Annotated in this window: 20 protein-coding genes and 4 tRNA genes; 7 read left to right on the top strand and 17 right to left on the bottom strand. The window is 65.2% G+C overall.

The window, feature by feature from the left end:
- Positions 1–127: 127 nt before the first annotated feature.
- The 6 genes from QRN11_RS14075 to QRN11_RS14100 all read right to left on the bottom strand — a co-directional run bounded on the left by QRN11_RS14075 (position 128) and on the right by QRN11_RS14100 (position 4,498).
- Positions 128–203: transfer RNA gene (locus tag QRN11_RS14075), tRNA-Glu, on the bottom strand.
- Between the two features lie 138 nt (positions 204–341).
- Positions 342–413, bottom strand: a tRNA-Gln gene (locus QRN11_RS14080).
- Between the two features lie 161 nt (positions 414–574).
- Positions 575–1,312 carry an HAD family hydrolase gene (locus tag QRN11_RS14085; protein ID WP_285313260.1) on the bottom strand — a complete coding sequence of 246 codons (738 nt, stop codon included), beginning with the start codon at positions 1,310–1,312 and terminating at the stop codon, positions 575–577.
- The gene (gene gltX, locus QRN11_RS14090; protein WP_285313261.1) at positions 1,312–2,826 is read right to left on the bottom strand and encodes a glutamate--tRNA ligase; all 1,515 of its coding nucleotides are present in this window, start codon (positions 2,824–2,826) and stop codon (positions 1,312–1,314) included. The genes QRN11_RS14085 and gltX overlap by 1 nt, the downstream gene beginning before the upstream one ends.
- Before the next feature lie 48 nt (positions 2,827–2,874).
- Positions 2,875–3,651 (bottom strand): fumarylacetoacetate hydrolase family protein, encoded by a 777-nt coding sequence (locus QRN11_RS14095; RefSeq protein ID WP_091415848.1) that lies wholly within the window; start codon positions 3,649–3,651, stop codon positions 2,875–2,877.
- Positions 3,652–3,694: 43 nt separating this feature from the next.
- Positions 3,695–4,498 carry an MBL fold metallo-hydrolase gene (locus tag QRN11_RS14100; protein ID WP_285313262.1) on the bottom strand — a complete coding sequence of 268 codons (804 nt, stop codon included), beginning with the start codon at positions 4,496–4,498 and terminating at the stop codon, positions 3,695–3,697.
- Positions 4,499–4,586: 88 nt separating this feature from the next.
- Between QRN11_RS14100 and QRN11_RS14105 the strand changes: the two genes are divergently transcribed.
- Positions 4,587–5,195 (top strand): hypothetical protein, encoded by a 609-nt coding sequence (locus QRN11_RS14105; RefSeq protein ID WP_285313263.1) that lies wholly within the window; start codon positions 4,587–4,589, stop codon positions 5,193–5,195.
- 102 nt (positions 5,196–5,297) lie between these two features.
- Here QRN11_RS14105 and QRN11_RS14110 read toward each other — a convergent pair whose 3' ends face one another.
- The 10 genes from QRN11_RS14110 to ilvD all read right to left on the bottom strand — a co-directional run bounded on the left by QRN11_RS14110 (position 5,298) and on the right by ilvD (position 20,326).
- On the bottom strand, positions 5,298–6,410 hold the full coding sequence (locus QRN11_RS14110; RefSeq protein ID WP_091415840.1) for a branched-chain amino acid aminotransferase: 1,113 nt from the start codon (positions 6,408–6,410) through the stop codon (positions 5,298–5,300).
- A 103-nt stretch (positions 6,411–6,513) separates the two neighbouring features.
- Complete coding sequence (locus QRN11_RS14115) at positions 6,514–7,566, bottom strand: 3-isopropylmalate dehydrogenase (RefSeq protein WP_285313264.1); 1,053 nt, start codon at positions 7,564–7,566, stop codon at positions 6,514–6,516.
- Between the two features lie 70 nt (positions 7,567–7,636).
- A complete protein-coding gene (gene metG, locus QRN11_RS14120; protein WP_285313265.1) occupies positions 7,637–9,196 on the bottom strand; it encodes a methionine--tRNA ligase in 1,560 nt (519 codons plus the stop codon).
- A gap of 33 nt (positions 9,197–9,229) precedes the next feature.
- Positions 9,230–9,985, bottom strand: a complete 756-nt coding sequence (locus QRN11_RS14125) for an ABC transporter ATP-binding protein (protein WP_091415831.1) — start codon at positions 9,983–9,985, stop codon at positions 9,230–9,232.
- Positions 9,982–12,780 carry an ABC transporter permease gene (locus QRN11_RS14130; RefSeq protein ID WP_285313266.1) on the bottom strand — a complete coding sequence of 933 codons (2,799 nt, stop codon included), beginning with the start codon at positions 12,778–12,780 and terminating at the stop codon, positions 9,982–9,984. The genes QRN11_RS14125 and QRN11_RS14130 overlap by 4 nt, the downstream gene beginning before the upstream one ends.
- A gap of 211 nt (positions 12,781–12,991) precedes the next feature.
- Positions 12,992–14,581 carry a phosphoglycerate dehydrogenase gene (serA, locus tag QRN11_RS14135; RefSeq protein WP_142057899.1) on the bottom strand — a complete coding sequence of 530 codons (1,590 nt, stop codon included), beginning with the start codon at positions 14,579–14,581 and terminating at the stop codon, positions 12,992–12,994.
- 128 nt (positions 14,582–14,709) lie between these two features.
- Positions 14,710–15,735 (bottom strand): ketol-acid reductoisomerase, encoded by a 1,026-nt coding sequence (ilvC, locus tag QRN11_RS14140; RefSeq protein ID WP_091415822.1) that lies wholly within the window; start codon positions 15,733–15,735, stop codon positions 14,710–14,712.
- A gap of 87 nt (positions 15,736–15,822) precedes the next feature.
- Positions 15,823–16,335: an acetolactate synthase small subunit gene (ilvN, locus tag QRN11_RS14145; protein ID WP_050054685.1), complete on the bottom strand. Its 513-nt coding sequence runs from the start codon at positions 16,333–16,335 to the stop codon at positions 15,823–15,825.
- 2 nt (positions 16,336–16,337) lie between these two features.
- Positions 16,338–18,245: an acetolactate synthase large subunit gene (locus QRN11_RS14150; RefSeq protein WP_142057897.1), complete on the bottom strand. Its 1,908-nt coding sequence runs from the start codon at positions 18,243–18,245 to the stop codon at positions 16,338–16,340.
- A 359-nt stretch (positions 18,246–18,604) separates the two neighbouring features.
- Positions 18,605–20,326, bottom strand: a complete 1,722-nt coding sequence (gene ilvD / locus QRN11_RS14155; RefSeq protein ID WP_285313267.1) for a dihydroxy-acid dehydratase — start codon at positions 20,324–20,326, stop codon at positions 18,605–18,607.
- 328 nt (positions 20,327–20,654) lie between these two features.
- Between ilvD and QRN11_RS14160 the strand changes: the two genes are divergently transcribed.
- The 3 genes from QRN11_RS14160 (at position 20,655) to QRN11_RS14170 (ending at position 23,113) form a co-directional block, all read left to right on the top strand.
- Positions 20,655–21,815, top strand: coding sequence for a sunset domain-containing protein (locus QRN11_RS14160; RefSeq protein ID WP_285313268.1), 1,161 nt, complete (start codon positions 20,655–20,657; stop codon positions 21,813–21,815).
- Between the two features lie 43 nt (positions 21,816–21,858).
- Entirely contained in the window at positions 21,859–22,923 is a 1,065-nt protein-coding gene (locus QRN11_RS14165) for a PQQ-dependent sugar dehydrogenase (protein WP_502935036.1), read from the top strand.
- A 114-nt stretch (positions 22,924–23,037) separates the two neighbouring features.
- A tRNA-Lys gene (locus tag QRN11_RS14170) sits at positions 23,038–23,113 on the top strand.
- A gap of 548 nt (positions 23,114–23,661) precedes the next feature.
- Here the strand turns inward: QRN11_RS14170 and QRN11_RS14175 are convergent.
- Positions 23,662–24,120 (bottom strand): MarR family winged helix-turn-helix transcriptional regulator, encoded by a 459-nt coding sequence (locus QRN11_RS14175; RefSeq protein ID WP_091416069.1) that lies wholly within the window; start codon positions 24,118–24,120, stop codon positions 23,662–23,664.
- 96 nt (positions 24,121–24,216) lie between these two features.
- On the opposite strand from QRN11_RS14175, the gene bcp reads away from it, so the two are divergent.
- The 3 genes from bcp (at position 24,217) to QRN11_RS14190 (ending at position 25,856) form a co-directional block, all read left to right on the top strand.
- Positions 24,217–24,690, top strand: a complete 474-nt coding sequence (gene bcp / locus QRN11_RS14180; protein ID WP_091415811.1) for a thioredoxin-dependent thiol peroxidase — start codon at positions 24,217–24,219, stop codon at positions 24,688–24,690.
- 116 nt (positions 24,691–24,806) lie between these two features.
- A tRNA-Leu gene (locus QRN11_RS14185) sits at positions 24,807–24,888 on the top strand.
- Positions 24,889–25,163: 275 nt separating this feature from the next.
- The gene (locus QRN11_RS14190) at positions 25,164–25,856 is read left to right on the top strand and encodes a fasciclin domain-containing protein (RefSeq protein ID WP_285313270.1); all 693 of its coding nucleotides are present in this window, start codon (positions 25,164–25,166) and stop codon (positions 25,854–25,856) included.
- Positions 25,857–25,924: the final 68 nt, after the last annotated feature.

Consider the following 25,924-nt stretch of genomic DNA (forward strand, 5'->3'; position numbering starts at 1 on the left):
GGCGGACGACGCAGATGACACGCCCAAGCCGTACACACATTTTGGCCGCTAACCCTGAAAGAGGGCACGCACAGGTTCTCGCGGGAAACGCAAAACGGTCCCGGGCGTTTACCCGGGACCGTTTCGTTGGTGACCCCAGCGGGATTCGAACCCGCGTTACCGCCGTGAGAGGGCGGCGTACTAGGCCGCTATACGATGGGGCCGTGTACTTTACCGTACTTCTGACCGGCGTTTCCGCTGGTCAAGCTCAGTGATTGTTTCATACACTTCGCTGTGGTTTCAAATCGGCGGACCGGCTGAAACCGTCTGCTTTCCTGCCCGTTAGCGGGCTCTGAACAGAGCTGGGATACCAGGACTCGAACCTAGAATGACGGTACCAGAAACCGTAGTGTTGCCAATTACACCATATCCCAATGATACTTTCGGGCCGGATTTCAGGGCTTTTGCCCTGCTCCGTGCCCCTCAGCACGAGAAATTACTTTACCCGAGACTTCCGGCTCGCACAAATCGGCCCCTCCCCCGGGGCAGTGGCGTGTGCGGGCCGCCGTCTCCGGCGGCACGCACACACCAAGTCCTAAAGGATCAATTCCTGGAGCGAAGACACCGAGTTGCCCTCGAATCCGTGCACCAGCTCCCCCGCCCGGTTGAGCCAGACGCCAAGGAGGCCGGCCGCCGTCGAGCCCTCAGCATCGAGCAGGCGGTTGTCACCGACATACAACGTGTGGGCAGGGTCCGTGCCCAGCAGCCGGACTCCTTCGAGGTAAATCGCCGGATCAGGTTTAGCCACGCCCAGGGTGTCTGTTCCCACGAGGCGGCGCACGCGTTCAAGTCCTGCCCCATCAAGCTTTGCCCGCTGGTAGTCATGGACGTTGTTGCTGACCGCACCGTACGGAATGCCTGCCCGGTCCAGCCTGTCCAGCAGCGGCATCACATCCGGAAATTGCTTCACGTAGGCGGGCTGTTTCTCCATGTACGCGTTCAGCCACTGGTGGGATTGCTCCCCTTCCCCCAGCTCCACCCCGAAGTGTCCCAGCGCAGCGCGGCCGCGGAGCAGCCTCTGTTCGTTGAACGTCAATTCACCGGCCAGGTACCTGTCGTAATAGTGCGTGGTTTCGTGCGTGAAGATCCGCCCGAACCGCTCCCACCCGGCCTGGTCGAGGCCGGGCAGGAGGTGTTCGCTGACCTCGCGCAGGGCGGTGGTCATCGAATATTCGAGGTCAACCAGGGTGTCGTCGATGTCGAACAGCACCCCGCGGACTGCGCCGAAGGGCGTCTCCAGGACGGCGCCCTCTGCCTGGCTGGGAGCTGTCATCAGCCGCGGAAGCTCTTGAGCCGGCGGAGGGAGGACTCCTTGCCGAGGATCACCATGGACTCGAACAGCGGCGGCGAGATGCGCCGGCCGGAAACGGCGGTCCGCACGGGCCCGAAGGCAAGGCGGGGCTTGAGGCCCAGCTCCTCGACCAGTGCCTGCTTCAGGGCAGCCTGGATGTTGTCCGGCGTCCAGTCCTCCACGGGTTCGAGGACAGCGATAGCAGCGTCCAGGACCTCGGTCAGGTTCTGCGGCAGGCCCTTCAGGGCGTCAGCGGCGACGTCGATGGCGTCATCTGCCTTGAAGAGGAAGGCCAGCATTTCGGGCGCCTCCCCCAGCAGCGTGATGCGCTCCTGGATCAGCGGCGCGGCCTCGGTGAGGATCTGCTCTTCCCGGTCGGTCAGGATCTCGCCCACGAGATCCGCGGCGCGCAGGTACGGCGCCAACCGCTCCCGGAAAACCTCCGGTGCAAGCATCCGGACGTGCGTTCCGTTGATGGCTTCGGCCTTCTTGAGGTCGAAACGCGCCGGGTTGCCCAGGACATCGTGGATGTCGAAGTGCTCCACCAGCTGTTCAACGGTGAAAATGTCCTCGTCAGCGCTGAGCGACCAGCCCAGCAGGGAGAGGTAGTTCAGCAGGCCCTCGGGGATGAAGCCGCGCTCCCGGTGCAGGAACAGGCTGGACTCGGGATCGCGCTTGGAGAGCTTCTTGTTGCCCTGCCCCATCACGTACGGCAGGTGGCCGAACTCCGGCATGTACTGTGCCACGCCCACGGCGTAGAGGGCACGGTACAGGGCGATCTGCCGGGGCGTGGAGCTGAGCAGGTCTTCCCCGCGGAGCACGTGGGTGATGCCCATCAGGGCGTCGTCCACGGGGTTGACCAGGGTGTACAACGGCGCGCCGTTGGCACGAACCACTGCAAAGTCCGGCACGGATCCGGCGCGGAAGGTGATGTCGCCGCGCACCAGGTCGGTGAAGGTGATGTCCTCGTCCGGCATGCGGAGCCGCAGGACAGCGTCGCGGCCTTCGGCCTTGTACTGGGCGAGCTGCTCGTCCGTCAGGTGGCGGTCAAAGCCGTCGTAGCCCAACTTCGGATCACGGCCCGCGGCGCGGTGGCGGGCCTCGATCTCCTCGGGAGTGGAATAGGACTCATAAATGAATCCGCCCTCGAGCAGCTTTGCGATCACGTCCTGGTAGATGCCGCTGCGCTGCGACTGCCGGTAGGGTTCGTGCGGGCCGCCCACCTCAACACCCTCGTCCCAGTCGATGCCCAGCCACTTCAGCGCATCGAGCAGCTGGTGGTAGCTTTCCTCGCTGTCACGGGCTGCATCGGTGTCCTCGATCCGGAACACCATGGTGCCCTTGGTGTGGCGGGCGTAGGCCCAGTTGAACAGGGCGGTACGGATCAGCCCCACGTGCGGGGTGCCGGTGGGTGAAGGGCAGAAGCGCACCCGTACGGGCGTCTCCGCGGTGACGGGCGGGATGGAGGCAGCATTCGACGCAGAAGCAGTAGTCATAGTGGCTTCAACTTTACCGTCTGCCGCCTGCCGCCACCGCGGCAGGGGTCAGCGGCGGACGATGGGGTTGGACAGGCGGCCGATGCCCTCGATCTCCACCTCAATGCGGTCGCCGGCACTGACCAGGCCAACCCCTGCCGGTGTTCCGGTCATGATGACGTCGCCGGGCAGGAGGGTGAACGCCTGGGAGACCAAGGACACGAGTTCCCGCACGCCCCTGATCATCTGGCTGGTGCTGCCGTCCTGCCGCAGCTCACCGTTGAGCCGGGCCTGGATCTGCACGTCCTCGGGATCAAGTTCCGTCTCGATCCAGGGCCCCAGCGGCGCTGAGGTGTCAAAGCCTTTGGCGCGGGTCCACTGGAGGTCGCTTTTTTGGACATCCCGCGCAGTGAGGTCATTGCCGCACGTGTAGCCGAAGATGACGTCATCAACGCGTTCCTCCGGCACGTCCTTGCAGATCCGGCCGATCACCACGCACAGTTCCGCTTCAAAGGAGACTTCCTCCGAGAACTCCGGGAGCACCACGGGATCGTTCGGGCCCACGACGGCGGTGTTGGGCTTAAGGAAGAGGAGCGGCTGGGCGGGAACTTCGTTGCCGAGCTCGTGCGCGTGCTCCACGAAGTTGCGGCCTACGCCCACTACCTTGCTGCGGGGGATGATGGGCGCCAGGAGCCGCACATCTTCCAGCTTGTGCCGGACGGAGGTGCGCTCTACCCCGTTGAAGAAGGGGTCTCCTTGGATAACAGTGACAACTTCACTGCCTGGGTCACCTTCGACGACGCCGTACAGGGGATCAGAATCAACAACAAACCTGGCAATACGCATGGCTCCTACCCTACCGCCTCGCCCTATCCCCTCCGGGGCAGCGCTACTGCCGCGCCGCTTCGCCGCGCAGGTAGTCAAGCTGCGCCGCAACAGAGGTCTCAGCGGCCCGCCGGACGGAACGGTCGACGTCGGAATAGACGGCGTCTGTCACCTCACCCACGGCTGCGTCCCGGCCCAGTCCGTCAAGGACGGCGCGGATCTGCGCCAGCCGTTCGAGGCGGTGGCTGCGATAGGCCCGGGCGATGTCCACCAGGGACGGCAGCACCGGACCATGGGCGGGAAGGACGACGGCGGGTCCCAACTCCTCCAGCCGGTCCAGCGACGCGAGGTAGTCAGCCAGTTTGCCGTCAGGGTAATCAAGCACGGTGGTGCCGCGGCCAAGGATGGTATCCCCGGAAAGCACTGAACCATGCGGGCCGTCACCGGGAAGGTGGAAGCACACTGAATCGGAAGTGTGCCCCGGCGTGGCCACAACCCTGATTCCGAGCCCGCCTGCCGAGATTACCTCGCCGCCCTGCAGAGCCGTGCCGCTTCCGTGGCAGTGGGTGGGATCTGCGGCACGGACAGGAGCCCCGGTGAGCTGGTGCAGCCGCGACGAACCGGCGGTGTGGTCGGCGTGGCGGTGGGTGATGAGGATGAGTTCCACGGGCCCCGCTGCGGCAAGGGCTTGGAGGTGCGGCTCGTCCAGCGGCCCCGGGTCCACTACCACGGCACCGGGGGATCCGGGGGCACGCAGGATGTAGGAGTTGGTTCCCTCCAGGCTCATGGGCCCGGGGTTGGGGGCCAGGATGAACTGCGTGAGGGCCGAGCTGCGCTGAAGGACGGGGCCGGAAGCTGAAGTCACCATCCCATCTTTGCAGTCCGGCGGAATAAGCGGGACCCTGCGGCGGGTTGTGGCTACAGATCACCACCTCCCTACCGAAAGCACCGCCATCATGAGCACCGCACCATCACCCGCCCTGTCAGAGCTCCTTGCCGGTGCTGCCGCGGCCGGAAACGACCACGCAGGAACCGAGAAGAACACCGGCCTCCGGCACATCCACAACCACGCGACCGGCGCCGTGGTCTGGTTCCCCACCTGGCAGGCATTCCGCCGTACAGAAGACTGGGCGGAGGCGGTGGCCGAACAGGAAGCCGTGCTGGCCAGGGCCACCGAGGAGGGGACGTCAGTTGCAGAGGCAGCCGCGGAACACCTGGAGCAGCAGCTCGAGATCCTGCTCGAGAGGGCTGCCGTATCCGCCGACCCGAACGCGTTTGTGGGAGCCAACCTGGTGCCCCACCTGACCGAAACGTGGGCGCTAGCGGATGCCGTGGCCCGGTCCTCCGGGGAACAGCTTCCTAACGGCACTCCCCCGGCCGGGTTTGCCTCGTATCCCTATGAGTTGTACACCCAGGACGGCGGAGTTTTCGCTACCGCACTGTGGAACGACCTCCTTGATGCCCGGCGCCGGCGGGCCCTGGAGGAGGAAGCGGCCAGGAAGGCCCTGAAGCCTGTTTCCCGCAAGGCGTTGAAGAATGCCGCACGGAAGGCTGCCCGGCGCTAATCTTCCCCGGGCTGGTCCTCCACATTGCAATGAAAGACGACGGCGCCTGCCGGGAATGAGCCCGGCAGGCGCCGTCGTAATTTGCAGTCAGGAAAAAGCGGACTAGGCGAGGCGGGTGAGCCAGCCGTGGGTATCGGGAACCGCTCCGGTCTGGATGCCGAGCAGCTGTTCGCGGATGGCCATGGTGGTCTCCCCTGCCTTGGCATCTTCTGAGCCGATGAACTCGGTGGCGTCCTTCAATACACCGATGGGCGTGATGACTGCCGCCGTGCCGCAGGCGAAGACTTCCGCGATGTCACCGGAAGCAACGCCGTCGCGCCACTCATCGAGGGTGATCTTCCGCTCGGTGACTTCGCGGCCCATGTCCTTGGCCACCTGGATGACGGACATCCGGGTGACGCCTTCGAGGATGGTGCCGGTCAGTGCGGGGGTGACCAGTGAGCCGTCCTTCATGACGAAGAAGACGTTCATGCCGCCCAGTTCTTCGACGGCGTCGTCATTGAAGTGGTCCAGGAAGAGGACCTGCTTGCAGCCATTGGCTTCAGCCTCCTGCTGGGCGATGAGCGAGGCCGCGTAGTTGCCGCCGCACTTGGCATCGCCTGTTCCGCCGCGGCCGGCGCGGGCGTATTCACGGGAGATCCAGATGGACACGGGCTTCAATTCGCCGCCGAAGTAGTTGCCGGCCGGGGAGGCGATCACGCGGAAGGAGACCTCGCGGGCTGCACGGACACCCAGGAACGCTTCGGTGGCGATCATAAACGGCCGCAGGTACAGTGCCTCGCCGTCGCCGCTGGGAACCCATTCCTTGTCGGCTGCGACCAGTTCCCGGATGGCGCCCAGGAAGTACTCCGCGGGCAGCTCGGGCAGGGCAAGCCGGCGGGCGGACTTGTTCAGGCGGGCGGCGTTGGCCTCGGGCCGGAAGGTCCAGATGGATCCGTCGGCGTGGCGGTACGCCTTGAGCCCCTCGAAGATCTCCTGGCCGTAGTGGAAAACAGCGGCGGAGGGATCCAGTACGATCGGCCCGTACGCTTCAATCCGGGCGTTGTGCCAGCCGCCGTTGCCGTGCTCGTCCACGCGGTAGTCGACGATGGCGGTGTTGTCGGTGAAGTAGTTGCCGAATCCCGGGTTCGCCAGGATGGCTGCACGCTCTTGCGCAGATTTCGGGTTGGCCGAAAGCTGCTGGCTGAATTCGACGCCGTGGGCAGTCTGGGTCATGGTTCCTCCACGATCGGCCGCCCTGGCTTCAGCGTTGAACGGCAAGGCGGCATTTGGTGATTCGAGACAAGCTTACGCCCGTTGCCGGCCGGCCCTGGCGCGGCTAGAGGCCTGCGGCGATGGCGTCGCCCACAGCGCTGGTGCTGCGCGCAACGCCGTCGCGCTTTTCGACGTCGGCAACCACTGCTGCCTCGATCCTGCGGGCCGCGGTGGTGTAACCGAGGTGGTCCAGCAGGAGGGCCGCGGAGAGGATCGCCGCGGTGGGATCTGCCTTGCCCTGGCCGGCGATGTCCGGTGCGGATCCGTGGACCGGCTCGAACATGGACGGCGCGGTGCGGTCCATGTTGATGTTGCCGGAAGCGGCCAGGCCGATGCCGCCGGTAATGGCCGCGGCGAGGTCGGTGATGATGTCGCCGAACAGGTTGTCGGTCACGATGACATCGAAACGGGACGGGTCCGTGACCATGAAGATGGTGGCCGCGTCCACGTGCAGGTAGTCGTGGGTGACCTCCGGGAATTCCTGGGCCACCGCTTCGACGGTGCGCTTCCACAGGTGTCCGGCGAAGACCAGGACGTTGTGCTTGTGCACCAGGGTGACGTGCTTGCGCTCCCTTGCGCTTGCCCGGCGGAAAGCGTCGCGGACCACGCGCTCCACGCCGTGGGCGGTGTTCAACGAGACCTCGGTGGCAACCTCGTGCGGGGTTCCTGCGCGCAGGGTGCCGCCGTTGCCGACGTAAGGGCCTTCGGTTCCTTCGCGCACCACGATGAAGTCTATGGTGCCCGGGTTGGCCAGGGGGCTGCCGACGGTGCCGTAGAGCCGGGAAGGCCGCAGGTTGACGTAGTGGTCCAGGCTGAACCGGAGCTTGAGGAGCAACTCACGCTCGATAATTCCGGACGGGATCCGGGTGTCGCCGGGTGCCGCCCCCACGGCGCCGAAGAGGATGGCGTCGCGCGTCTTCAAGTCAGCCAGGACCTCATCCGGCAGGGTCTCGCCGGTGCGGAGCCAGTGCTCGGCGCCGAGTTCGTAATGCGTTGGCTTGAGCTCCACGCCCTCCGCGGCCACAGCCTTTTCCAGCACCTTAAGTGCCTCCGCGATGACTTCGGGGCCGATGCCGTCGCCGGGGATAACTGCAAGATCGATGGAGGATGCGCTCATGTTTTCAGGGTAGCCAAGACATCCATATGCTGGTCAAGCTGTCTCATTATGCGAACACGGCAGCACCGCTTCAGGACTCGGCCGGCTCCTCGTACTTCGGGAACACCGGTGCCGGTGCCGGCAGTGCCGTCCCGGCCGCAATGGGCGTACCGATGGCGGAGAACTGGCGGGCTTCCCCTTCGGCCTGGCCCAGGGTGTCCAAAAGTGCAGCAGTTGCCGTGGGCATTACCGGCTGGGCCAGGATGGCCACGATGCGAAGGACTTCCAGGGTGACGTACAGCACCGTATTCATGCGTTCGACGTCGGTCTTCCGCAGCACCCAGGGGGCCTGCTCGGCGAAGTAGGCGTTGGTGTCGCCCAGCACGGCCCAGATTGCTTCGAGGGCGCGGCTGAATTCCTGCTTGTCAAAGGCGGCCCGTGCAGCTTCAAGGAGGCCGCCGGCCTGGGCAAGGATTGCGTTGTCTTCGGCGGTGAACACGCCGGGAACGGGCACCTTCGCATCGCAGTTCTTCGCCACCATGGACAGTGAACGCTGTGCCAGGTTCCCGAAGTTGTTGGCGAGGTCGGCGTTCATCCGGCCAACGATCGCCTCATGGTTGTAGCTGCCGTCTGCGCCGAACGGCACTTCACGCAGGAAGAAGAACCGCACCTGGTCAAGGCCGTACTGTGCAACGAAGTCGGCCGGGGCCACCACGTTGCCCAGCGACTTGGACATCTTCACGCCGTTGTTGTGCAGGAACCCGTGGATCATCACGCGTTTGGGCAGCTCCAGCCCCGCGCTCATCAGGAAGGCGGGCCAGTAGATGGCGTGGAAGCGGGAGATGTCCTTGCCGATGACGTGGACATCGGCCGGCCAGAACTTCCGGAACTTCTCGGATTCGACGTCGGGGTAGCCCACACCGGTGAGGTAGTTGGTGAGCGCGTCCACCCAGACGTACATGACGTGCTGTTCGTTGCCCGGGACGGGGACGCCCCAGTCGAACGTGGTGCGGCTGATGGACAGGTCCTCCAGGCCGCGCTTGACGAAGCTGATGACTTCATTGAAGCGGTACTGCGGGGCGCCGAACTCCGGCTGCGCCTCGTAGAGCGCCAGGAGCTTGTCCTGGTAGGCCGAAAGCCGGAAGAAATAGCTCTCCTCGGCCGTCCAGGTCACCTCGGTGTCCGTCTCCTTGGAGTAGCGAACGCCGTCGTCCTTGACCACGGTGTCATCCTCGCCGTAGAACGCCTCGTCCCGGACGGAATACCAGCCCTCGTACTTGGACAGGTAGATGTCCCCGTTGGCCTCCATCTTTTTCCAGATGGCCTGCGAGGCGGCGTAGTGGTCCTGGTCGGTGGTGCGGATGAAGCGGTCGTAGGTGATACCCAGGGCGGAATGCGCGGCCTTGTAGACCTCAGCGTTGCGGTCCACCAACTCCTTGGGAGTGATGCCTTCCTTCTCCGCCGTCTGGGCGATCTTCATCCCGTGCTCGTCCGTGCCGGTCAGGAACATCACGTCATAGCCGTCCAGCCGCTTGAAGCGCGCCATGGCGTCGGTGGCTATGTACTCGTAGGCGTGGCCGATGTGGGGCACGCCGTTGGGGTAGGTGATGGCCGTGGTGATGTAGAACGGCGTTTTCTCTGAAGCAGTCACGGGAGGACGTTACCTTCGGTGCGGAGGGACAGGCTAGATCAGTTCAGTCAGGGTATCGCTGAGCCGGACGAGTTCGTGGTCGTGAGAGGCAACCAGTACCGCGATGCCGTCCGACGTGGTGTCCTTCAGGATGCTGATGATGCGGTTGGCGGAGGCACGGTCAAGGCTCGCCGTGGGTTCGTCCACCACCAGGACCCTGGTGCCCAGGATCAGTGCCCGGGCGATGGCAACACGCTGGCGTTCGCCGCCGGAGAGCTGGGCGGGGCGGTGCCGCATGCGGCGGCCCAGGCCCACCAGGTCCAGCAGGTCCTTGGCCATGTCCCGGCGCTGGTCCACTTCGCCGTCGGGAACGGCCGGCAACAGCACGTTCTCCAGCGCGCTCATGCCGTCGATCAGGGCTCCACCCTGGTCCACGTACCCGATGAGGGCACGACGGCGGTCGGCGATTTCGTCGTCGCCCATGCTTTCGAGGGAGTCGCCTTCCCAGAAAACGCGGCCCGACGTCGGCAGGGTCAGGCCCGCGCTGACGGTCAGGATGCTGGTCTTGCCGGAGCCGCTTCGGCCGGCGACGCAGTGCATCTCCCCCGCGTGCAGCGTCAGGTCGAAGCCTTCCACCACGCTGACGGCTTCGGCACCGCCCTTGCCGCCACCGTAGCGGATGGTGATGTCGCTCAGTTCCAGCGGCGTCCCGTGGTCAGCGGCCTTGACGATGGTGTTGGCGCGCGTCTGCAGGGGGACGTCGCCGGAGCCGGACCGGCGGCTCCGCTGGACATTCGTCTGGTTTGTCATTGGACCACTTTCGTTGCAATCGGTATCCAGCAAAGTACAGCCACAAGCCCGGCCACGCCTGCCCACAGGGCGGCGTAGGGGGCCAGCAGCAGGCCGATGCCCAGGGCGCCCAGCACGCCCAGCGGCAGGGCCACGGTTCCCACCAGCGCATTCTCGAACAACCGGACCTGGCGGAGCATGTCCGGGTTCCAGCCCATGGCTTCGAGGATGCCAAGGTACTGGCGTTTGGCATTGAGTTCAAAGCGTCCGGTGACCAGGGTCAGCACCAGTCCCACCACCACGCCGGAGAGCGCCAGGAGGATGCTCGGCAGGGCCACGCTGGCGGCCGCGAGGCCGCTCAGTGCGCTGGCACCGGCTGCGCGGGGAATGTCGATCAGCAGCGCGATCAGCCCGCCCACGGCGGCGCCGAAGACGCCCACCGCAACGGCCAGGGACAAGGTATTGAACTTGTTGGTGCCCAACTGCCGGTTCGCAAAGGTCAGCGGCGAGTCCACCGGGATGAGCCTTTCGTCGTGCTGCGGCTCCTGGTCAATGACGTCGCGGTGGCGCAGCTGCTGGGCGGCGAAGAAGGCCGCGGCAGCGTAGAGGACCAGGACGGAAACGGACACCAGTGCAGTGGCGACGCTCCAGCTGACGAGGCTCAGGACCACGCCGGCCACGGCCAGCAGGACAGCGCCCACGCCGAATTCCTCCAGCACCCAGCTGCGGATCCTGCGCTGGGTCCAGCCCATCGCGCGGAGGGTCCCGGCTTCGGACCGCCGTTTGCGGATGTAGCTGACGGTGGAGGCGCCGGTCAGGAGTGCGGCTCCGCACAGCGTGAGGAAGAGCAGCGTGACGTTGGTTCCCGAGAGGGACCCCGTCACGGCCTCGGCAGCGTTCTGCCGGACCCAGGACTGCTGGACCGTACCCAGGGCAGATTCCTTGCCGGCGTCGTCCTTGGAGTAGCCGGGAACGAAGATGCTGGCATCTTCACGGGCGGAGCCGGCCACGATGGTGGCTTCCAGTCCCATGCTGCGGATCTCGGCGGCCAGCTTTTCCACCTCCGGCTGCGCCTCCTTCCAGCTTCCGGGAGCGTCTGCGCGGACACGCACGGCGTCGATGACCGAGGCGTTTTGCGTATAGCCGCGGGCAGCCGCGAGGCCGTAGTAGTCGGTGATGGCGCCGGCGGACTGGCTCGCAAGGCCCGTGGCACTCAGGGAAGGCTTCAGCTCCGCGGCCGAAACGTCCTTGCCCTCGGGGTCCTTGACGAGGCTGAACGGAGTGGGGTCATAGCCGCCCAGCGGAAGCCTGTTCACGTCACCGGCCGCCTTTGACACAGCGGAGGGGTCGAAGGTTCCGTAGACCATGGCCAGCGGGGCTGCGACCTTCTTCCCGCCGGTCTCGAGGTTCTCGCGGTAGGACCGCTCGTCCACGGGTTCGCGCTGGGTCTGGTCCACGGGGGCGCCATTGGCGCTCTTTTCGGGCAGCCGGTTTACGGTGACCCATTCGCCGGGGACCGCTGCCTTGTCCACGGCTCCGTTGGAGGCAGTTTTGCCGTCGGTGTACTTCGGGGCGGCAGCAAAGTCGGTGCTCCACTGAGCGGGCGTGTAAAGCCCCTGGTTGAAGTTGCCCGTGGCGCCCAGAAGGGACGTGTGGTCCGTGGAGCCGGGCCAGGAGAGGACGAACGGGTCCTTCGAGACGAACGGCAGGTAGTCCTGGCCCAGGGACCTGGAAACTGTTCCAACGTCCTTGACCACCTTGCCGGCGTCGTCGATTTCCTCGATCTTGACGTTGTACTTCAGGTCCAGGGACGTGCCCGAGCGGACCACCAGGGGTATGGCCTGGGACTCGGCGGTGAGCTGGCCGGTGCGCTTGGCCTGCTGGTACTGGGTCATCAGCGGTGCCCAGTATTTGAGCTTCACACCCAGGAAGTCGGGTCCTTCCTTGAGCTGGTCCAGGCCGATGCCGTTGGTGAAGAGGCCTTCCAGGTACCGGCCCACGGCGCCGGCGTTCCGGGCGTCGGCGGGCGGGGCCTTTTCCAGCGGGGCAAGGAAGTCCCCGGCGGATCCCAGCAGGGCGCGTTCGGCGGCAGGATCGACGGCGACCACGGACTCGGTCACTTCCGGTGCCAGGGGCAGTGACACTGACAGGTTGAAGAGGTTGTGCTCGGAACCGCCGGCAGGCGCCGGGAACTTGATGCCCGTTTCACCTGACGGGGCGGCAATGCGGATGCTGCTGCCGCCGGCGGCCTGTTCCTCAACGAGTTTGGCCTTGCCCAGAGTGCCTTCTGCGGTGGACTTGAACAGGGTCTGCTCTGATACCCCGTCGGAGCTCACGGCACTTGCCGTCAGGCGGTACTTCTTTGCCTGGTCGCTCAACACGGACTCTGCCGCGGGCCACTGGGCCGGGGCGGTGGCACCTGCGGCCTGGTCCGCCGTCGCGGTCCCTGCCAGCCCGGCGTTGTAGCCCAGGTAATCCATGGCGTCCAGCCGTGGAGCCTCGAGGTTCTGCGTCACGCGGGACACCAGGCTGATGGGCGCTGCCACGGACGTGCCGGACAGCTTCCTGATGGCTTCCAGCTGCTCGAAGGTGATGCCGCCCGTGCCGTTGGCGATCTCCGGCTGCAGCATTGCAGCCGAGGGCGCCTTGGCCTGCACCAGGACGTCGTAGAGGCCCCGTGAATTTTCGTCCACGGTCCGGCTGAGCGCCGCCTGCGACTGGCTTTGGACGATGACCGACAAGCACATGGCTGCGATCAAGATGGCCGCGGTCAACAGCAGCACCCTGCTTCTGATGAACCTCTGGACGGCGTTCATTGAACTCCCTGAAACCTGGATTGCGTGCGCACATTCGAGTCCGCGCGCGGCGGACGTGGGCGATTACGGACGGATGTGCAAAAGGTATTGGCCGGCCTGCCGGCATGGTCCCGAGTAAGGACCCAGCCATTGTAAGCAGACCGGCCAATCATACGTGGCCCCGCCCGGACGCGCCGAGCGGGGGCCGACGCTTCGGCGTTTCCCCTGGGGCTTAGTCCTCCAGGTCCACTTCCCGGACCATTTCGGCGCCGATGCCGGCCTTGATGGCATCGAGCACCTGCTGGGGCACGGAGCTGTCGATGGTCAGCAGCGCCAGGACCTGTCCGCCCTGGTCGTGGCGTGCCACCTGCATGCCGGCGATGTTGATGTTGTTCATGCCCAGGATGTGGCCGATGGTGCCGATCACGCCGGGGCGGTCGGTGTAGGCGACCACCACAAGGTGCTCGCTGATGGGGATTTCAACTTCGAAGCCGTTGATGCCCACCAGCTTTTCGATCTGCTTGGGACCGGTCAGGGTGCCGGCCACGGAGATCTGGCTGCCGTCGCTGAGTGCCCCGCGCAGGGTCAGGACGTTGCGGTAGGACTCGGTCTCCGGGGTGGTGATCAGGCGGACGTTGATGCCGCGCTGCTCGGCGATGACCGGGGCGTTGACGTAGGACACCTGTTCGGTGACGACGTCGGCGAAGATGCCCTTCAGTGCCGCCAGTTCCAGGACCTTGACGTCCAGGGAGGAGATCTCGCCGGCCACCTCGACGTCGAACTGCGTCAGGGAGTCGTGGGTGAGGGCCGTGAAGATCCGGCCCAGCTTCTCGATCAGCGGGATGCCCGGGCGGACGTCCGGGGCGATGATGCCGCCGGCGACGTTGACGGCGTCGGGAACCAGCTCCCCTGCGAGGGCGAGGCGGACGGACTTGGCCACCGAGACGCCTGCCTTTTCCTGGGCTTCGTCCGTGGAGGCGCCGAGGTGGGGGGTGACCACCACGTTGTCCAGCTTGAAGAACGGAAGGTCGGTGCTGGGCTCCTTGGCGAAGACATCCACGCCGGCACCGGCGATCTCGCCGTCCTGCAGGGCAGTGAAGAGGGCTTCCTCGTCCACCAGGCCGCCGCGGGCAACGTTCACCACGTAGGCGGTGGTCTTCATCTTCTTGAACGCATCCGCGCCGAGCATGCCCACGGTTTCAGGAGTCTTGGGCATGTGGATGGTGATGAAGTCGGACTGCGCCAGGAGCTCGTCCAGGGTGACCAGCTGCACGCCGAGCTGCGCTGCCCGGGCTGAGGTGATGTAGGGATCGTAGGCAAGGATCTTGGTGTCGAAGCCCTTCAGGCGGGCTGCCACCAGGGCGCCGATGCGGCCGAGGCCGATGATGCCGATCTTCTTTTCGAACAGTTCGATGCCCGTGTACTTGGAGCGCTTCCACTCGCCGTCCTTGAGGGCGGCGCTGGCCTGCGGAATGTGGCGGGCCAGGCTGAGGATGTGGCCCACGGTGAGCTCGGCGGCGGAGACGATGTTGGACGTGGGGGCGTTCACCACCATAACGCCGGCCTGGGTGGCGGCCTTGATGTCCACGTTGTCAAGGCCTACACCGGCGCGGGCGATGACCTTCAGGTTCTTCGCTGCAGCGATGGCCTCGGCGTCCACCTGGGTGGCGGAGCGGACCAGGATCGCGTCAACGTCACCGATGGCAGAAAGCAACTGGGAGCGGTCAGCGCCGTCGGTCTGGCGGATTTCGAAGTCCGGGCCGAGGGCCTCAATGGTGGCGGGGGAAAGTTCTTCGGCGAGCAGTACTACGGGTTTTGACACGGCTGATCCTCTGCGTTGCAGTCCTGGGGATGGAAACAAGTCTAGGCCGATAGAAAGGCCGGGCTCACATTGTTAAGTGTGAACCCGGCCTCACTGCTGCCTTTATGGTGGCGCCTCAGGGGCAACCTTTAGCGGGCGGCGGAACCTTCAACGTAGTCCACGTCCTGCTGCTGCCAGGAGAACAGGGAGCGCAGTTCGCGGCCAACAGCCTCGATGGGGTGCTGCTCGGCCTTGGCACGCAGTTCCTTGAACTCCACGCCGCCGTTGTCCTGGTCTTCGATGAAGCGCTTGGCGAACGCACCGGACTGGATGTCGGCGAGGACCGCCTGCATGTTTTCCTTCACCGCGGGGGTGATGACGCGCGGACCGGAGACGTAGTCGCCGTACTCAGCGGTGTCGGAAACGCTCCAGCGCTGCTTGGCGATGCCCCCTTCCCACATGAGGTCAACGATGAGCTTGAGCTCGTGGAGTACCTCGAAGTAGGCGATCTGGGGCTGGTAGCCGGCTTCGGTCAGGGTTTCGAAGCCGTACTGGACGAGCTGGGACACGCCGCCGCAGAGGACAGCCTGCTCGCCGAAGAGGTCGGTTTCGGTCTCTTCGGTGAAGGTGGTCTTGATGACGCCGGCGCGGGTGCCGCCGATGGCCTTGGCGTAGGACTTGGCCAGTTCCCAGGCGGCGCCGGAAGCGTCCTGTTCGACGGCGATGATGTCCGGGATGCCGCGGCCGGCTTCGAACTCGCGGCGGACGGTGTGGCCCGGTGCCTTCGGGGCGACGAGGATGACGTCAACGCCCTCCGGTGCCTGGATGTAGCCGAAGCGGATGTTGAAGCCATGGGCGAAAGCAAGGGCCTTGCCCGGCTTCAGCTTGTCCTTGATGGAGTCGTTGTAGATCGAGCGCTGGTGCTGGTCCGGTGCCAGGATCATGATGACGTCTGCCCATTCGGCGGCGTCGGCGACGTTCTTGACGGTGAAGCCGGCGTCCTCGGCCTTGGCGGCTGACTTGGAGCCGTCCTTCAGCGCGATAACAACCTCGACGCCGGAATCGCGAAGGTTCAGTGCGTGGGCGTGGCCCTGGGAGCCGTAGCCCACAATGGCAACCTTGCGGCCCTGGATGATCGACAGGTCGGCGTCGTCGTCGTAAAACATTTCAGTCACTTGCGTAACTCCTCTTGAGTGGATTGTAGATAGGTGTTCGGTGGTGCGGTTACGGGCGTCGCGTTTGCCGGGTAGACCCCGCGGGTCCTAGGCGGAACGCAGCGCCCTGTCACTCATGGAGCGGGATCCCCGTCCAACGGCCAGGGTGCCGGACTGCACGATTTCGCGGATGCCGAAGGGCTCCAGCACTGAAAGCAGTGCCGTGAGCTTTTCGGGATGGCCGGTTGCTTCAATGACGACGGAATCGGTGGAGACGTCGACCACTGAGGCGCGGAACAGGTCTGCAGCCTGGGTCACCTGCAGACGAGTTGCGGCATCCGCACGTACCTTGACCAGGATGTGGTCACGCTGTACGGAAGATTCGGAGGTCAGCTCAACGATTTTGATGACGTTGATCAGTTTATTGAGCTGCTTGGTGACCTGCTCGATGAGGTCGCCATCGGCGTCGACCACCACGGTCATCCGGGAGATGCCCGGAACCTCGGTGGGGCCAACGGCCAGGGAGTTGATGTTAAAGGCCCGGCGGGCGAAGAGGCTTGCAACCCGGGTCAGGACGCCCGGTTTGTCTTCAACCAGGACAGAGAGTGTGTGGCGGCTCATGGTCAGTCCTCTTCTTCCCATTCCGGGGTCATGTTGCGGGCAACCTGGATCTGGTCGTTGCTCACGCCGGCGGGCACCATCGGCCACACCATGGAGTTGGGGCTCACCACGAAGTCGATGACCACCGGGCGGTCGTTGATTTCGAGGGCCTTCTGGATGGTTGCGTCGATGTCCTCGTCGCGTTCGCAGCGGAACGAGGCGCAGCCGTAGGCCTCCCCCAGCTTGACGAAGTCCGGGATGCGGACGGTGTCATGGCCGGTGTTGAGGTCGGTGTTTGAATAGCGGCCCTCGTAGAAGAGGGTTTGCCACTGGCGCACCATGCCCAGCGAGGAGTTGTTGATGACTGCAACCTTGATGGGGATCTTGTTGATGGCGCAGGTAGCCAGTTCCTGGTTGGTCATCTGGAAGCAGCCGTCGCCGTCGATGGCCCAGACCACGCGGTCCGGCTCCCCCACCTTGGCACCCATGGCGGCCGGGACGGCGTAGCCCATGGTGCCGGCTCCGCCCGAGTTCAGCCAGGCGTGCGGGCGCTCGTACTTGATGAACTGCGCCGCCCACATCTGGTGCTGGCCAACGCCCGCCACATAGATGCCTTCCGGTCCGGTCAGGGCACCGATCCGCTCGATGACCCTCTGCGGGGCGGTCAGTCCGTCTTCCGGTTCGGTCCAGCCCAGCGGGTAGGTTTCCTTCAGGTTGTTCAGGAATGCCCACCACGTGGTGAGGTCCGGAGTCCCTGATGCCTCGAACTGGGTGCGCACGGCGTCGGTCAGCTCAGGGATGATCTCCTTGACCGAGCCCACGATGGGCACGTCCGCCGTGCGGTTCTTGGAGATTTCGGCCGGATCGATGTCGGCGTGGATGACCTTGGCGTTGGGGGCGAATGTCTTCAGCACACCGGTAACGCGGTCATCAAACCGGGCGCCGAGCGTGATGAGGAGGTCCGACTGCTGCAGGGCGGTCACGGCCGAGACGGTCCCGTGCATGCCCGGCATTCCCATGTGCTGCGGGTGGGAGTCGGGGAAGGCACCCTTTGCCATCAGCGTGGTGACAACGGGGGCTCCGGTTGCTTCGGCAAGTGCCAGCAGCTCTGCGGAGGCATGTGCCTTTACAACACCGCCGCCCACGTACAGGACCGGCTTGCGGGCTGCGGCGATCAGCTTGGCAGCTTCGCGTACCTGCTTGTTGTGACCGCGGGTAACAGGACGGTAGCCGGGCAGGTCCACCCGCGGCGGCCAGGAGAAGGTCATCTGGCCCACCTGGGCGTCCTTGGCCACGTCCACCAGGACAGGACCCGGACGTCCGGTCGAGGCCAGGTGGAAGGCCTCCGCCATCACATGCGGGATGTCGTTGGGGTCGGTCACCAGGAAGGAGTGCTTGGTGATGGGCATAGTGATGCCCACAATGTCCGCTTCCTGGAAAGCGTCGGTGCCGATCACACCGCTGGACACCTGGCCGGTGATGGCCACCAGCGGCACGGAGTCCATGTGGGCATCCATGATGGCGGTAACGAGGTTGGTGGCACCGGGGCCCGAGGTGGCGATACAGACGCCCACCCGCCCCGTGACCATGGCGTAGCCTTGCGCGGCGTGGCCGGCTCCCTGTTCGTGACGGACCAGGACGTGATTCATGCTGGAGGCCATCAAGGGGTCGTAGGTGGGCAGGATTGCGCCACCGGGCAAACCGAAAATATCGTCGACGCCGAGTTCTTCGAGCGAGCGGACAATAGCTTGCGAGCCGGTCATCACCGTTGGGGGTACAACGTTGTTCGGCCCAAGGACAGGAGAGGCGGCAGCAAGGTCGGCGACGACGACGGCGTGTTCAGCCGTGCGGTCGGCGCGTTCCGGAGCCTTGGGGGCTCCAGCGGACTTGGTAGCCATCAGCGAGGGGCTGATCGGCGATCCTTTGCTCATCGGACTCTTCCTTGTGGATCATCTGTGTTACATGGAAACTGCGGGAAATAAAAAAACCCCTCAGCCTGGCGGCTCTTCGAGGGGTTTGCGCGTGACGGTTCGTTACCAGGGCTAATGTGCCACGCGCTTGGCAAGGACGACGACTGCATCTGCAGCGGCGCAGCTGGTAACGAAAGTCATGGGTTCAGTTTTCCCTCTGGTGAGATACGTGTCAACGAGCCGCTACCCGATCTCACCATGTGGACTCCATTGTCCACAAACTGGCCCCCTCCCCAACTAGGTAGCAGCAAGTGTCGTTTTGAGCGTACAAAGCGACACTTAGCGCTACCTGGTTGGGTCGGCCATCCTTTGCGGGGGTGCTACCCGCAATATGCACCTGTACTCGCGCTGTGCACCAGCTTGGCGTACTTGGCGAGGACACCTTTGGTGTACCTGGCGGGCAGCGGCTCCCAGCCCACCTTGCGGGCTTCGAGCTCCGCCTCGTCCACCAGGAGGTCGAAACTGCGGGCTGCGATGTCCACGCGGATCCGGTCGCCGTCCTTCACGAAGGCGATAGGGCCGCCGTCGACCGCTTCCGGGGCGACGTGGCCGATGCACAGGCCGGTGGTGCCGCCGGAGAACCGTCCGTCGGTGAGGAGCAGGACGTCCTTGCCCAGGCCCGCACCCTTGATGGCGCCGGTGATGGCGAGCATTTCGCGCATGCCCGGCCCGCCTTTGGGGCCTTCGTACCGGATGACCACAACGTCGCCGGCGTGGATCTTGCCGTTGTCCAGCGCGTCGAGGGCGCCCTGTTCACGTTCGAAGACACGCGCTGTGCCTTCAAAGACGTCGGCGTCAAAGCCTGCGCTTTTCACCACTGCGCCTTCGGGGGCCATGGTGCCATGCAGGATGGTGATGCCGCCGGTCTTGTGGATCGGGTTGTCCAGTGCACGCAGGATCTTGCCGTCAAGGTCCGGCGGGTTGATGGCTTCGAGGTTTTCGGCCACGGTCTTGCCCGTGACGGTGAGGCAGTCGCCGTGCAGCAGGCCGGCGTCGAGCAGTGCGCGCATGATGACGGGCACGCCGCCGATCTTGTCGACGTCGGTCATCACGTAGCGGCCGAAAGGCTTGAGGTCACCCAGGTGCGGAATCTTGTCGCCAATGCGGTTGAAGTCGTCAAGGGTGAGCTCCACCTCGGCCTCGCGGGCGATGGCCAGCAGGTGCAGGACGGCGTTGGTGGAACCGCCAAAGGCCATGGTGACGGCGATGGCGTTCTCAAACGCCTTCTTGGTCATGATGTCGCGGGCGGTGATGCCTTTGCGCAGCAGGTTGACTACCGCTTCGCCGGACTTCCTGGCGAATTCATCACGACGGCGGTCTGCCGAGGGCGGGGCGGCCGAGCCGGGCAGGGACATGCCGAGGGCCTCGCCGATGCAGGCCATGGTGTTCGCCGTGTACATGCCGCCGCAGGCGCCTTCGCCGGGGCAGATGGCTTTTTCGATGCGGGTCAGGTCTTCCATGCTCATCTTGCCGGCGGCGCAGGCGCCAACGGCTTCGAAGGCGTCAATGAGCGTGACTTCCTTTTCAGAGCCGTCCTCGAGCTTGACCCAGCCGGGCATGATGGAGCCGGCGTAGAGGAAGACGCTGGACAGGTCCAGGCGGGCCGCGGCCATCAGCATCCCCGGAAGGGACTTGTCGCAGCCGGCCAACAGGACCGAGCCGTCGATGCGCTCGGCCTGCATCACGGTTTCCACGGAGTCGGCAATGACTTCGCGGGAAACCAGTGAGAAGTGCATGCCTTCGTGGCCCATGGAGATGCCGTCCGAGACTGAGATGGTGCCGAACTGCATGGGGAAGCCGCCGCCCGCGTGGACGCCCTCCTTGGCGCCCTGGGCCAGCCGGTTCAGGGAGAGGTTGCACGGGGTGATTTCGTTCCAGGAGCTGGCAACACCCACCTGGGGCTTGGCGAAGTCGTCGTCGCCCATGCCGACGGCCCGGAACATGCCGCGGGCGGGAGCAGCGTGAATGCCGTCAGTAACTACCCGGCTCCGCGGCTTGATGTCAGGCTTGTTGTCGGTTCCCACCTGGGTGTCCTCACTCATAGGGGAAAGTCTATGGCTCCGCGGAACGGCGCGACGACAGACCCGGGCCGGTTAAGCGCAAAACCGGGAATATTTCCGATCAGATAGTGGACTGGCATCTTGGATATTGAGATGACCCCCTTCGTATCCCTTCGACTTTTCTGGTTTGGCGCAACCGTGTGTCCGGCACGCCTGCTGAAGGGCATCGTGTTGCCGCCTCGCCCGGAGCGAGCGCCACCTGCGGTGGCCGCGGCAAACGGCGTCGCGGCAGGTCAAAGTGCTGGACAGCGATCTGGACCCGACGTAGCGTCGGGCAAAGGAGCTTGCCCAACCGACTGAAGGGATTGCCATGGAAGCTGTCTTCTTGATCATTCTGCTCGCTGTTTTGGCTGGTGTTGTGTGGTGGCGGCTGAACGCCAAAAAGTCCGCTGCCGCCCGGGAGCCGTCCGCGGACCGCAGCGGCGGGCAGGCGGACAGGCCCGGCGTCGACGGTAGTACCCGGACTGACGGTGCACTTTCCGGCGGCAGCGCGGCAGCTTCCGCCGAGGCCGCGGGCACCACTGGTATTGCCAGCGCGGCCGGATTCGGCCGCCCGGCAGAGCCCGCCGCGCCGACCACTGCGGAGGAGCCGGCCGAGTCGGTGGCCAGGCCGGACAGGTCCCCTGTTGACGAGGCACAGCACAGCGGTACCGGCTCGTCCGCACTTGGCACCGCAGGCGCGGGAGGCGGAGCAGGCGGCGGAGCGGGCGCCGCCAACGGGGAAGGCGCCAAGGAAGAGCGCCGGATCCAGGATGCTGCCGAATGGGAAACCCAGTGGTCTGAGGCATCAGGTTCAGCCCCTGCCCGCGAAAGTGCGACCCACCGGGAAGGGACGGCCCCGCAGGCCGGGTTCGGGGCTGGGTCTTCCGGAACCACGGATGAGGGTGCCGCGGACGCGCAGCCGGTTCACCATGCCGAATACACCGCACCCCAGGCCCCTACCCTTCCCGGGGCTGAGACGGCGGCAGTCGAAGAACCGGAGGACACCGGCACCGCAGCCGCAGCCCATCAGCCGTTGCCGGCCGGCACCGGCCACACCGAAAACGCATCAAACTCCGACGTGGCGCCTTCCCCAGGCGGCGCAGGCATGGGACTCCCCACCGACGCCGCCGCAACCGAAACGCATGACCGGGCGCAGTCCTCTGCGCTGGTGGAAACCGGCGCGGACCATACCCAGGACCAGCCGTCGGCCATGCCCGCGTTCGGAACAGGACCTTCAGCCACAGAGGCCGCTGCAACGGAACCAACCGGGCACCTGGCTGCGGACGAGCCTTATGGTGCGGGGTCGGCGTCGGCCGCGGCTGACGGAAGCGGCCCGGCGGACTACACCGTCAAGGGTGACGCCGGCTCCATGGTCTACTACGAGGAGGGACACCCCGAGTATGAGCAGACAAGGGCTGACGTGTGGTTCGAGTCGCCTGCCCATGCAGAGGCTGCCGGCTTCAGGGCGCCGCGGCGGAGGCGCATCTAGCAGAGCCGGCTCCCGACGGCGGGCGCACCCGGCTGCACACGTTATGGCGGCCGCTGGTGCGTGCCTCGCCCTGCTCCTGTCTGCCTGCACGGGTAACCCGGACGGAATACCTACGGGAAGCCGGCCTTCACTGAGCACGTCGGCAGGGCCGGTGCCCGGAACGCCGCAACGCCTGGATCTTCAGCTGCAAATCCCGTGGGCCGCGGTGTTCCTTCCGGACGGAACAGCCGTGATCTCCGAGCGCGACACCACCCTCCTCAAAGCAGTCCGTGACGGCGCCGTCCGCGAACTGGGTGCAGTTCCAGGCGTGGTTCCGGGAGGAGAAGGCGGCCTGCTGGGACTTGCGCTGTCTCCAAGCTTCGCCACGGACCGCTACCTCTACGTGTACTTCACCTCCGGGCAGGACAACAGGATTGCCCGCCTCCGCCTGCCGGCGGCCGGCGACGGCACGCTTTCCCTCGGAGAACCGGAAGTGATCTTCACAGGAATTCCGAAAGCCTCCACCCACAACGGCGGCAGGATCCGGTTCGGGCCGGACGGCTTCCTGTATGTGGGCACCGGCGACTCCCAGCGCAGGGAGCAACCGCAGGACCCCGAGGCGTTGGGCGGGAAGATCCTGCGCCTGGCAGCCGACGGCGCCCCGGCACCAGGCAATCCGTTCGGGAATGCCGTGTACAGCCTCGGACACCGGAACGTCCAGGGATTGGCCTGGGACGCAGAGGGGCGGCTGTGGGCCAGCGAGTTTGGGCCTGACGTCAATGATGAACTGAACCTGATTGTGCCGGGCGGCAACTACGGGTGGCCCGCTGTGACCGGAGCACCGCACCGCCCCGAGTTCCGGGACGCAAAAGTCGTCTGGCCGGCAACAAGCGAGTCCTCGCCCAGCGGCCTGGAAATTGTGGGCTCAACGGCGTACTTGGGTGCACTGCGTGGCCAGCGGATGTGGACCGTGCCCCTGGCCGGCGAGGAAGCAGGCTCGCCTGTGGCCTATTTCACAGGGGAATACGGGCGGATCCGGGATGTGGTCCACGCTCCGGACGGCGGTTTTTGGCTGCTGACAAACAATGAAAACCCCGACTTTGTGCTGGTTTTACCCCCTCCGGGCTGACGGGACCCCGACTGCCGCCGTCGATTTCACATGCACCAAAAGTTCGTGTAGAGTTTCATGTCGTTGCGGAGATCAACCGGGAAAGAAAAAGCCCAAACGATCGAAACAAAAGATGCACCTCTAGCTCAATTGGCAGAGCAATTGACTCTTAATCAATGGGTTCCGGGTTCAAGTCCCGGGGGGTGCACCACTGGGAAAACAGCCTCCGGCTTGCGGAAACGCAAACCGGAGGCTGTTTTGTTTTCCCGGCACCTCAAGCATTCGGGATTAGCGGCCCGGCATTCGCATTGCTGGAGTCTGGAACAAAACGCCCCATCACCTCCTGCAGCTTTTCGTGCATCGCTCCATCAGTTTCCTGTGAGGTCCGACGGCGGCATGCTGCGGCAGCGTGCGCCAAGTGATGGAGCGCCAGCTGATTGGTTGCAGAAGCTGATGGAGCGTCGGCCGATTCATTTCAGTAATGAGCGCGCGATTCCAACCTGGCGGCCATAAGTGATGGCGCGTTCCCCGAGTCGTTGCAGGACGTGATGGCGCGTTCCCCGAGTCGTTGCAGGACGTGAGCGCGCGATTCCAACCTGGCGGCCATAAGTGATGGCGCGTCGGCCGGTTCATTGCCGGACGTGATGGCGCGTTCCCGTAGGTGGGCGGCAGGTGCAGGGCAAAAATAGAGCGTGACCGCAGCCTGTAATAGCTGGGATCACGCTGAAGGCCGGCAGTGCCGGCCGATCGGGTGTGGCCCTACGGCGTCATGGACGGATTCTCGACCAACGCCGCGGTGGCGGTGGTGCCGAACTGGCTTGCCAGCTCGCGGACAACAGCCTTGAGTTCCTGCCGCAGGGCGTCGGGGTCAATGGTGGCCGCTGCCAGGACCGTACGTTCCATCTCGACGGCGGCGGCGACGGCTTCCTTGCCCCGCTCAGTCAGGGACACCACATGGCTGCGGCGGTCAGAGGTGCTGCGGACCCTGGCGATATGCCCGTGGGCTTCGAGGCGGCTCAGGGTTTTGCCCATGGTCTGGGCCTGCACGCGCACATATTGGGCAAGCTGCGCCTGGGTCATGGGGCCCTGCGCGTTAAGGACCTCTATGGCGATAACACCGGCGTGGGTGAGACCGATAGCGCCGAGTTTTTCATTCCAGGAGTGTTCAACGAGGCGCGCAGCAGTGGACAAGAGGCGCCCTGTGGGCCATTGATCCATATCAGGCATAGCAGCAAGTATAGCCAAGTGCCGATTAGCACTGTTCCGCACCGCTTACTAGGCTGATGTGTCCCGCCTGCAACAAGGAGAAAAACAATGGCTGACCGACTCGTAACAGGTGACGACGCACCGCAATTCACCCTGAAAGACTCGACGGGGAAGGACGTCAGCCTGGCACCGAGGCCGGGGCGCCAGACCATCGTCTACTTCTACCCCGCCGCGGCAACCCCCGGCTGCACCAAGGAAGCGTGCGACTTCCGGGACAACCTGTCCTCGCTGCAATCGGCGGGCTATGACGTGCTGGGCATCTCCCCCGATCCCGTGGAAAAGCTGGCCAAGTTCGCCGCCCAGGAATCCCTCACCTTTCCGCTGCTCTCTGACGAGGACCATGCAGTGGCGGAGGCCTACGGGGCTTGGGGCGAGAAGAAAAACTACGGCAAGACCTACGAGGGCCTGATCCGGTCCACCGTTGTGGTGGATCCCGACGGAAAAGTGGCCCTGGCCCAGTACAACGTGCGCGCCACGGGCCATGTGGCCAAATTGCGCCGGGACCTGAAACTGGACGCCTGACCCGGCCACCGCTGACGCAGGTCCCGCCTGCGCAACGCTACAATAAAGACTGGCATCCGCCGTCGTACATTCCTGGCCCTGACACAGGCGCCTGAACGTGCGGCGCCGAAGGCCAAGCGCGAGTGGTGAAATTGGCAGACACGCAGGATTTAGGTTCCTGTGCCTTCGGGCGTGGGGGTTCAAGTCCCCCCTTGCGCACTGCCTGTCAAAGATCCCCCGGCCTTCGTGACGTTGTCACAGGCCGGGGGATTTTTTGTTTCTTTGCCGCCGCCTGGCGGTCATCAGCCCCCGGATATTCCCGGGAATCACCAGTGCGCTGAAAAAGTCCTTGACGTCGACCCATCCATGTTTCCGCAGCGGCCGAATACCCACTGAGACACCAGCCAAGGCAGGTGCCCACCAACCGGAAGCAATCAGCGCCGCGGACATCCCGTTCACGGCCAGGCGACATGTTCAACCCAAGGAGAACCACAATGCAGACCATCAAGCGCACCACTTTGAGCGTCGCAGGCGTTGCAGCTGCAGCTCTGCTCAGCCTGACCGCCTGCGGTGGCTCAGCAGGCACGTCCAGCTCCTCCGCTCCGGCCGCCGCGCCGTCATCCTCCGCTTCGGCGAAGGCCACGACGATGGCCCCGTCACCGTCTGCCAGCTCCTCCGCAGCCATGATGGATCCGGCCGCCAACCTGGTGGGCAGCGGCTGCGCAGCCTACGCCAAGCAGGTACCCACGGGCGCAGGTTCGGTGGAAGGCATGGCGCTGGATCCCGTGGCAGTGGCAGCATCCAACAACCCCATCCTGACCACCCTCACGGCTGCCGTGTCCGGCAAGCTGAACCCGAAGGTTGATCTGGTGGACACCCTCAACGGCGGCGAATTCACTGTCTTCGCGCCGGTGGACGACGCCTTCGCCAAGATCGACCCCGCCACCATCGAAACACTGAAGACCGATGATGCCCTCCTGAGCAAGATCCTGACCTACCACGTGGTTCCCGGCCAGATCACCCCGGACAAGATCGCCGGCACCCACGCCACCGTCCAGGGCGGCTCCGTCACGGTCACGGGCAGCGGCGACACCCTTAAGGTGGATGACGCCAGCGTGATCTGCGGCGGCGTCAAGACCAAGAACGCGACGGTTTACCTCATCGATTCCGTGCTGATGCCCAAGTAATCCCGGCTGCAAGCAGCCAGGCCCGGGGCCCGTTCCGACAAGGACGGGCCCCGGGCCTTTAAGGCGGC

Origin of the sequence: Pseudarthrobacter sp. fls2-241-R2A-168, from assembly GCF_030209335.1 — a bacterium.
In the GTDB taxonomy this organism is placed as follows: Bacteria; Actinomycetota; Actinomycetes; order Actinomycetales; family Micrococcaceae; genus Arthrobacter.

Excerpts from the sequence above, each read along its gene's own strand:
- QRN11_RS14085 (WP_285313260.1), bottom strand. The coding sequence starts at position 1,312 with ATGACAGCTCCCAGCCAGGCAGAGGGCGCCGTCCTGGAGACGCCCTTC.
- gltX (WP_285313261.1), bottom strand. The coding sequence starts at position 2,826 with ATGACTACTGCTTCTGCGTCGAATGCTGCCTCCATCCCGCCCGTCACC.
- QRN11_RS14095 (WP_091415848.1), bottom strand. The coding sequence starts at position 3,651 with ATGCGTATTGCCAGGTTTGTTGTTGATTCTGATCCCCTGTACGGCGTC.
- QRN11_RS14100 (WP_285313262.1), bottom strand. The coding sequence starts at position 4,498 with ATGGTGACTTCAGCTTCCGGCCCCGTCCTTCAGCGCAGCTCGGCCCTC.
- QRN11_RS14105 (WP_285313263.1), top strand. The coding sequence starts at position 4,587 with ATGAGCACCGCACCATCACCCGCCCTGTCAGAGCTCCTTGCCGGTGCT.
- QRN11_RS14110 (WP_091415840.1), bottom strand. The coding sequence starts at position 6,410 with ATGACCCAGACTGCCCACGGCGTCGAATTCAGCCAGCAGCTTTCGGCC.
- QRN11_RS14115 (WP_285313264.1), bottom strand. The coding sequence starts at position 7,566 with ATGAGCGCATCCTCCATCGATCTTGCAGTTATCCCCGGCGACGGCATC.
- QRN11_RS14125 (WP_091415831.1), bottom strand. The coding sequence starts at position 9,985 with ATGACAAACCAGACGAATGTCCAGCGGAGCCGCCGGTCCGGCTCCGGC.
- QRN11_RS14130 (WP_285313266.1), bottom strand. The coding sequence starts at position 12,780 with ATGAACGCCGTCCAGAGGTTCATCAGAAGCAGGGTGCTGCTGTTGACC.
- ilvN (WP_050054685.1), bottom strand. The coding sequence starts at position 16,335 with ATGAGCCGCCACACACTCTCTGTCCTGGTTGAAGACAAACCGGGCGTC.
- QRN11_RS14150 (WP_142057897.1), bottom strand. The coding sequence starts at position 18,245 with ATGAGCAAAGGATCGCCGATCAGCCCCTCGCTGATGGCTACCAAGTCC.
- ilvD (WP_285313267.1), bottom strand. The coding sequence starts at position 20,326 with ATGAGTGAGGACACCCAGGTGGGAACCGACAACAAGCCTGACATCAAG.
- QRN11_RS14160 (WP_285313268.1), top strand. The coding sequence starts at position 20,655 with ATGGAAGCTGTCTTCTTGATCATTCTGCTCGCTGTTTTGGCTGGTGTT.
- QRN11_RS14165 (WP_502935036.1), top strand. The coding sequence starts at position 21,859 with ATGGCGGCCGCTGGTGCGTGCCTCGCCCTGCTCCTGTCTGCCTGCACG.
- QRN11_RS14175 (WP_091416069.1), bottom strand. The coding sequence starts at position 24,120 with ATGGATCAATGGCCCACAGGGCGCCTCTTGTCCACTGCTGCGCGCCTC.
- bcp (WP_091415811.1), top strand. The coding sequence starts at position 24,217 with ATGGCTGACCGACTCGTAACAGGTGACGACGCACCGCAATTCACCCTG.
- QRN11_RS14190 (WP_285313270.1), top strand. The coding sequence starts at position 25,164 with ATGCAGACCATCAAGCGCACCACTTTGAGCGTCGCAGGCGTTGCAGCT.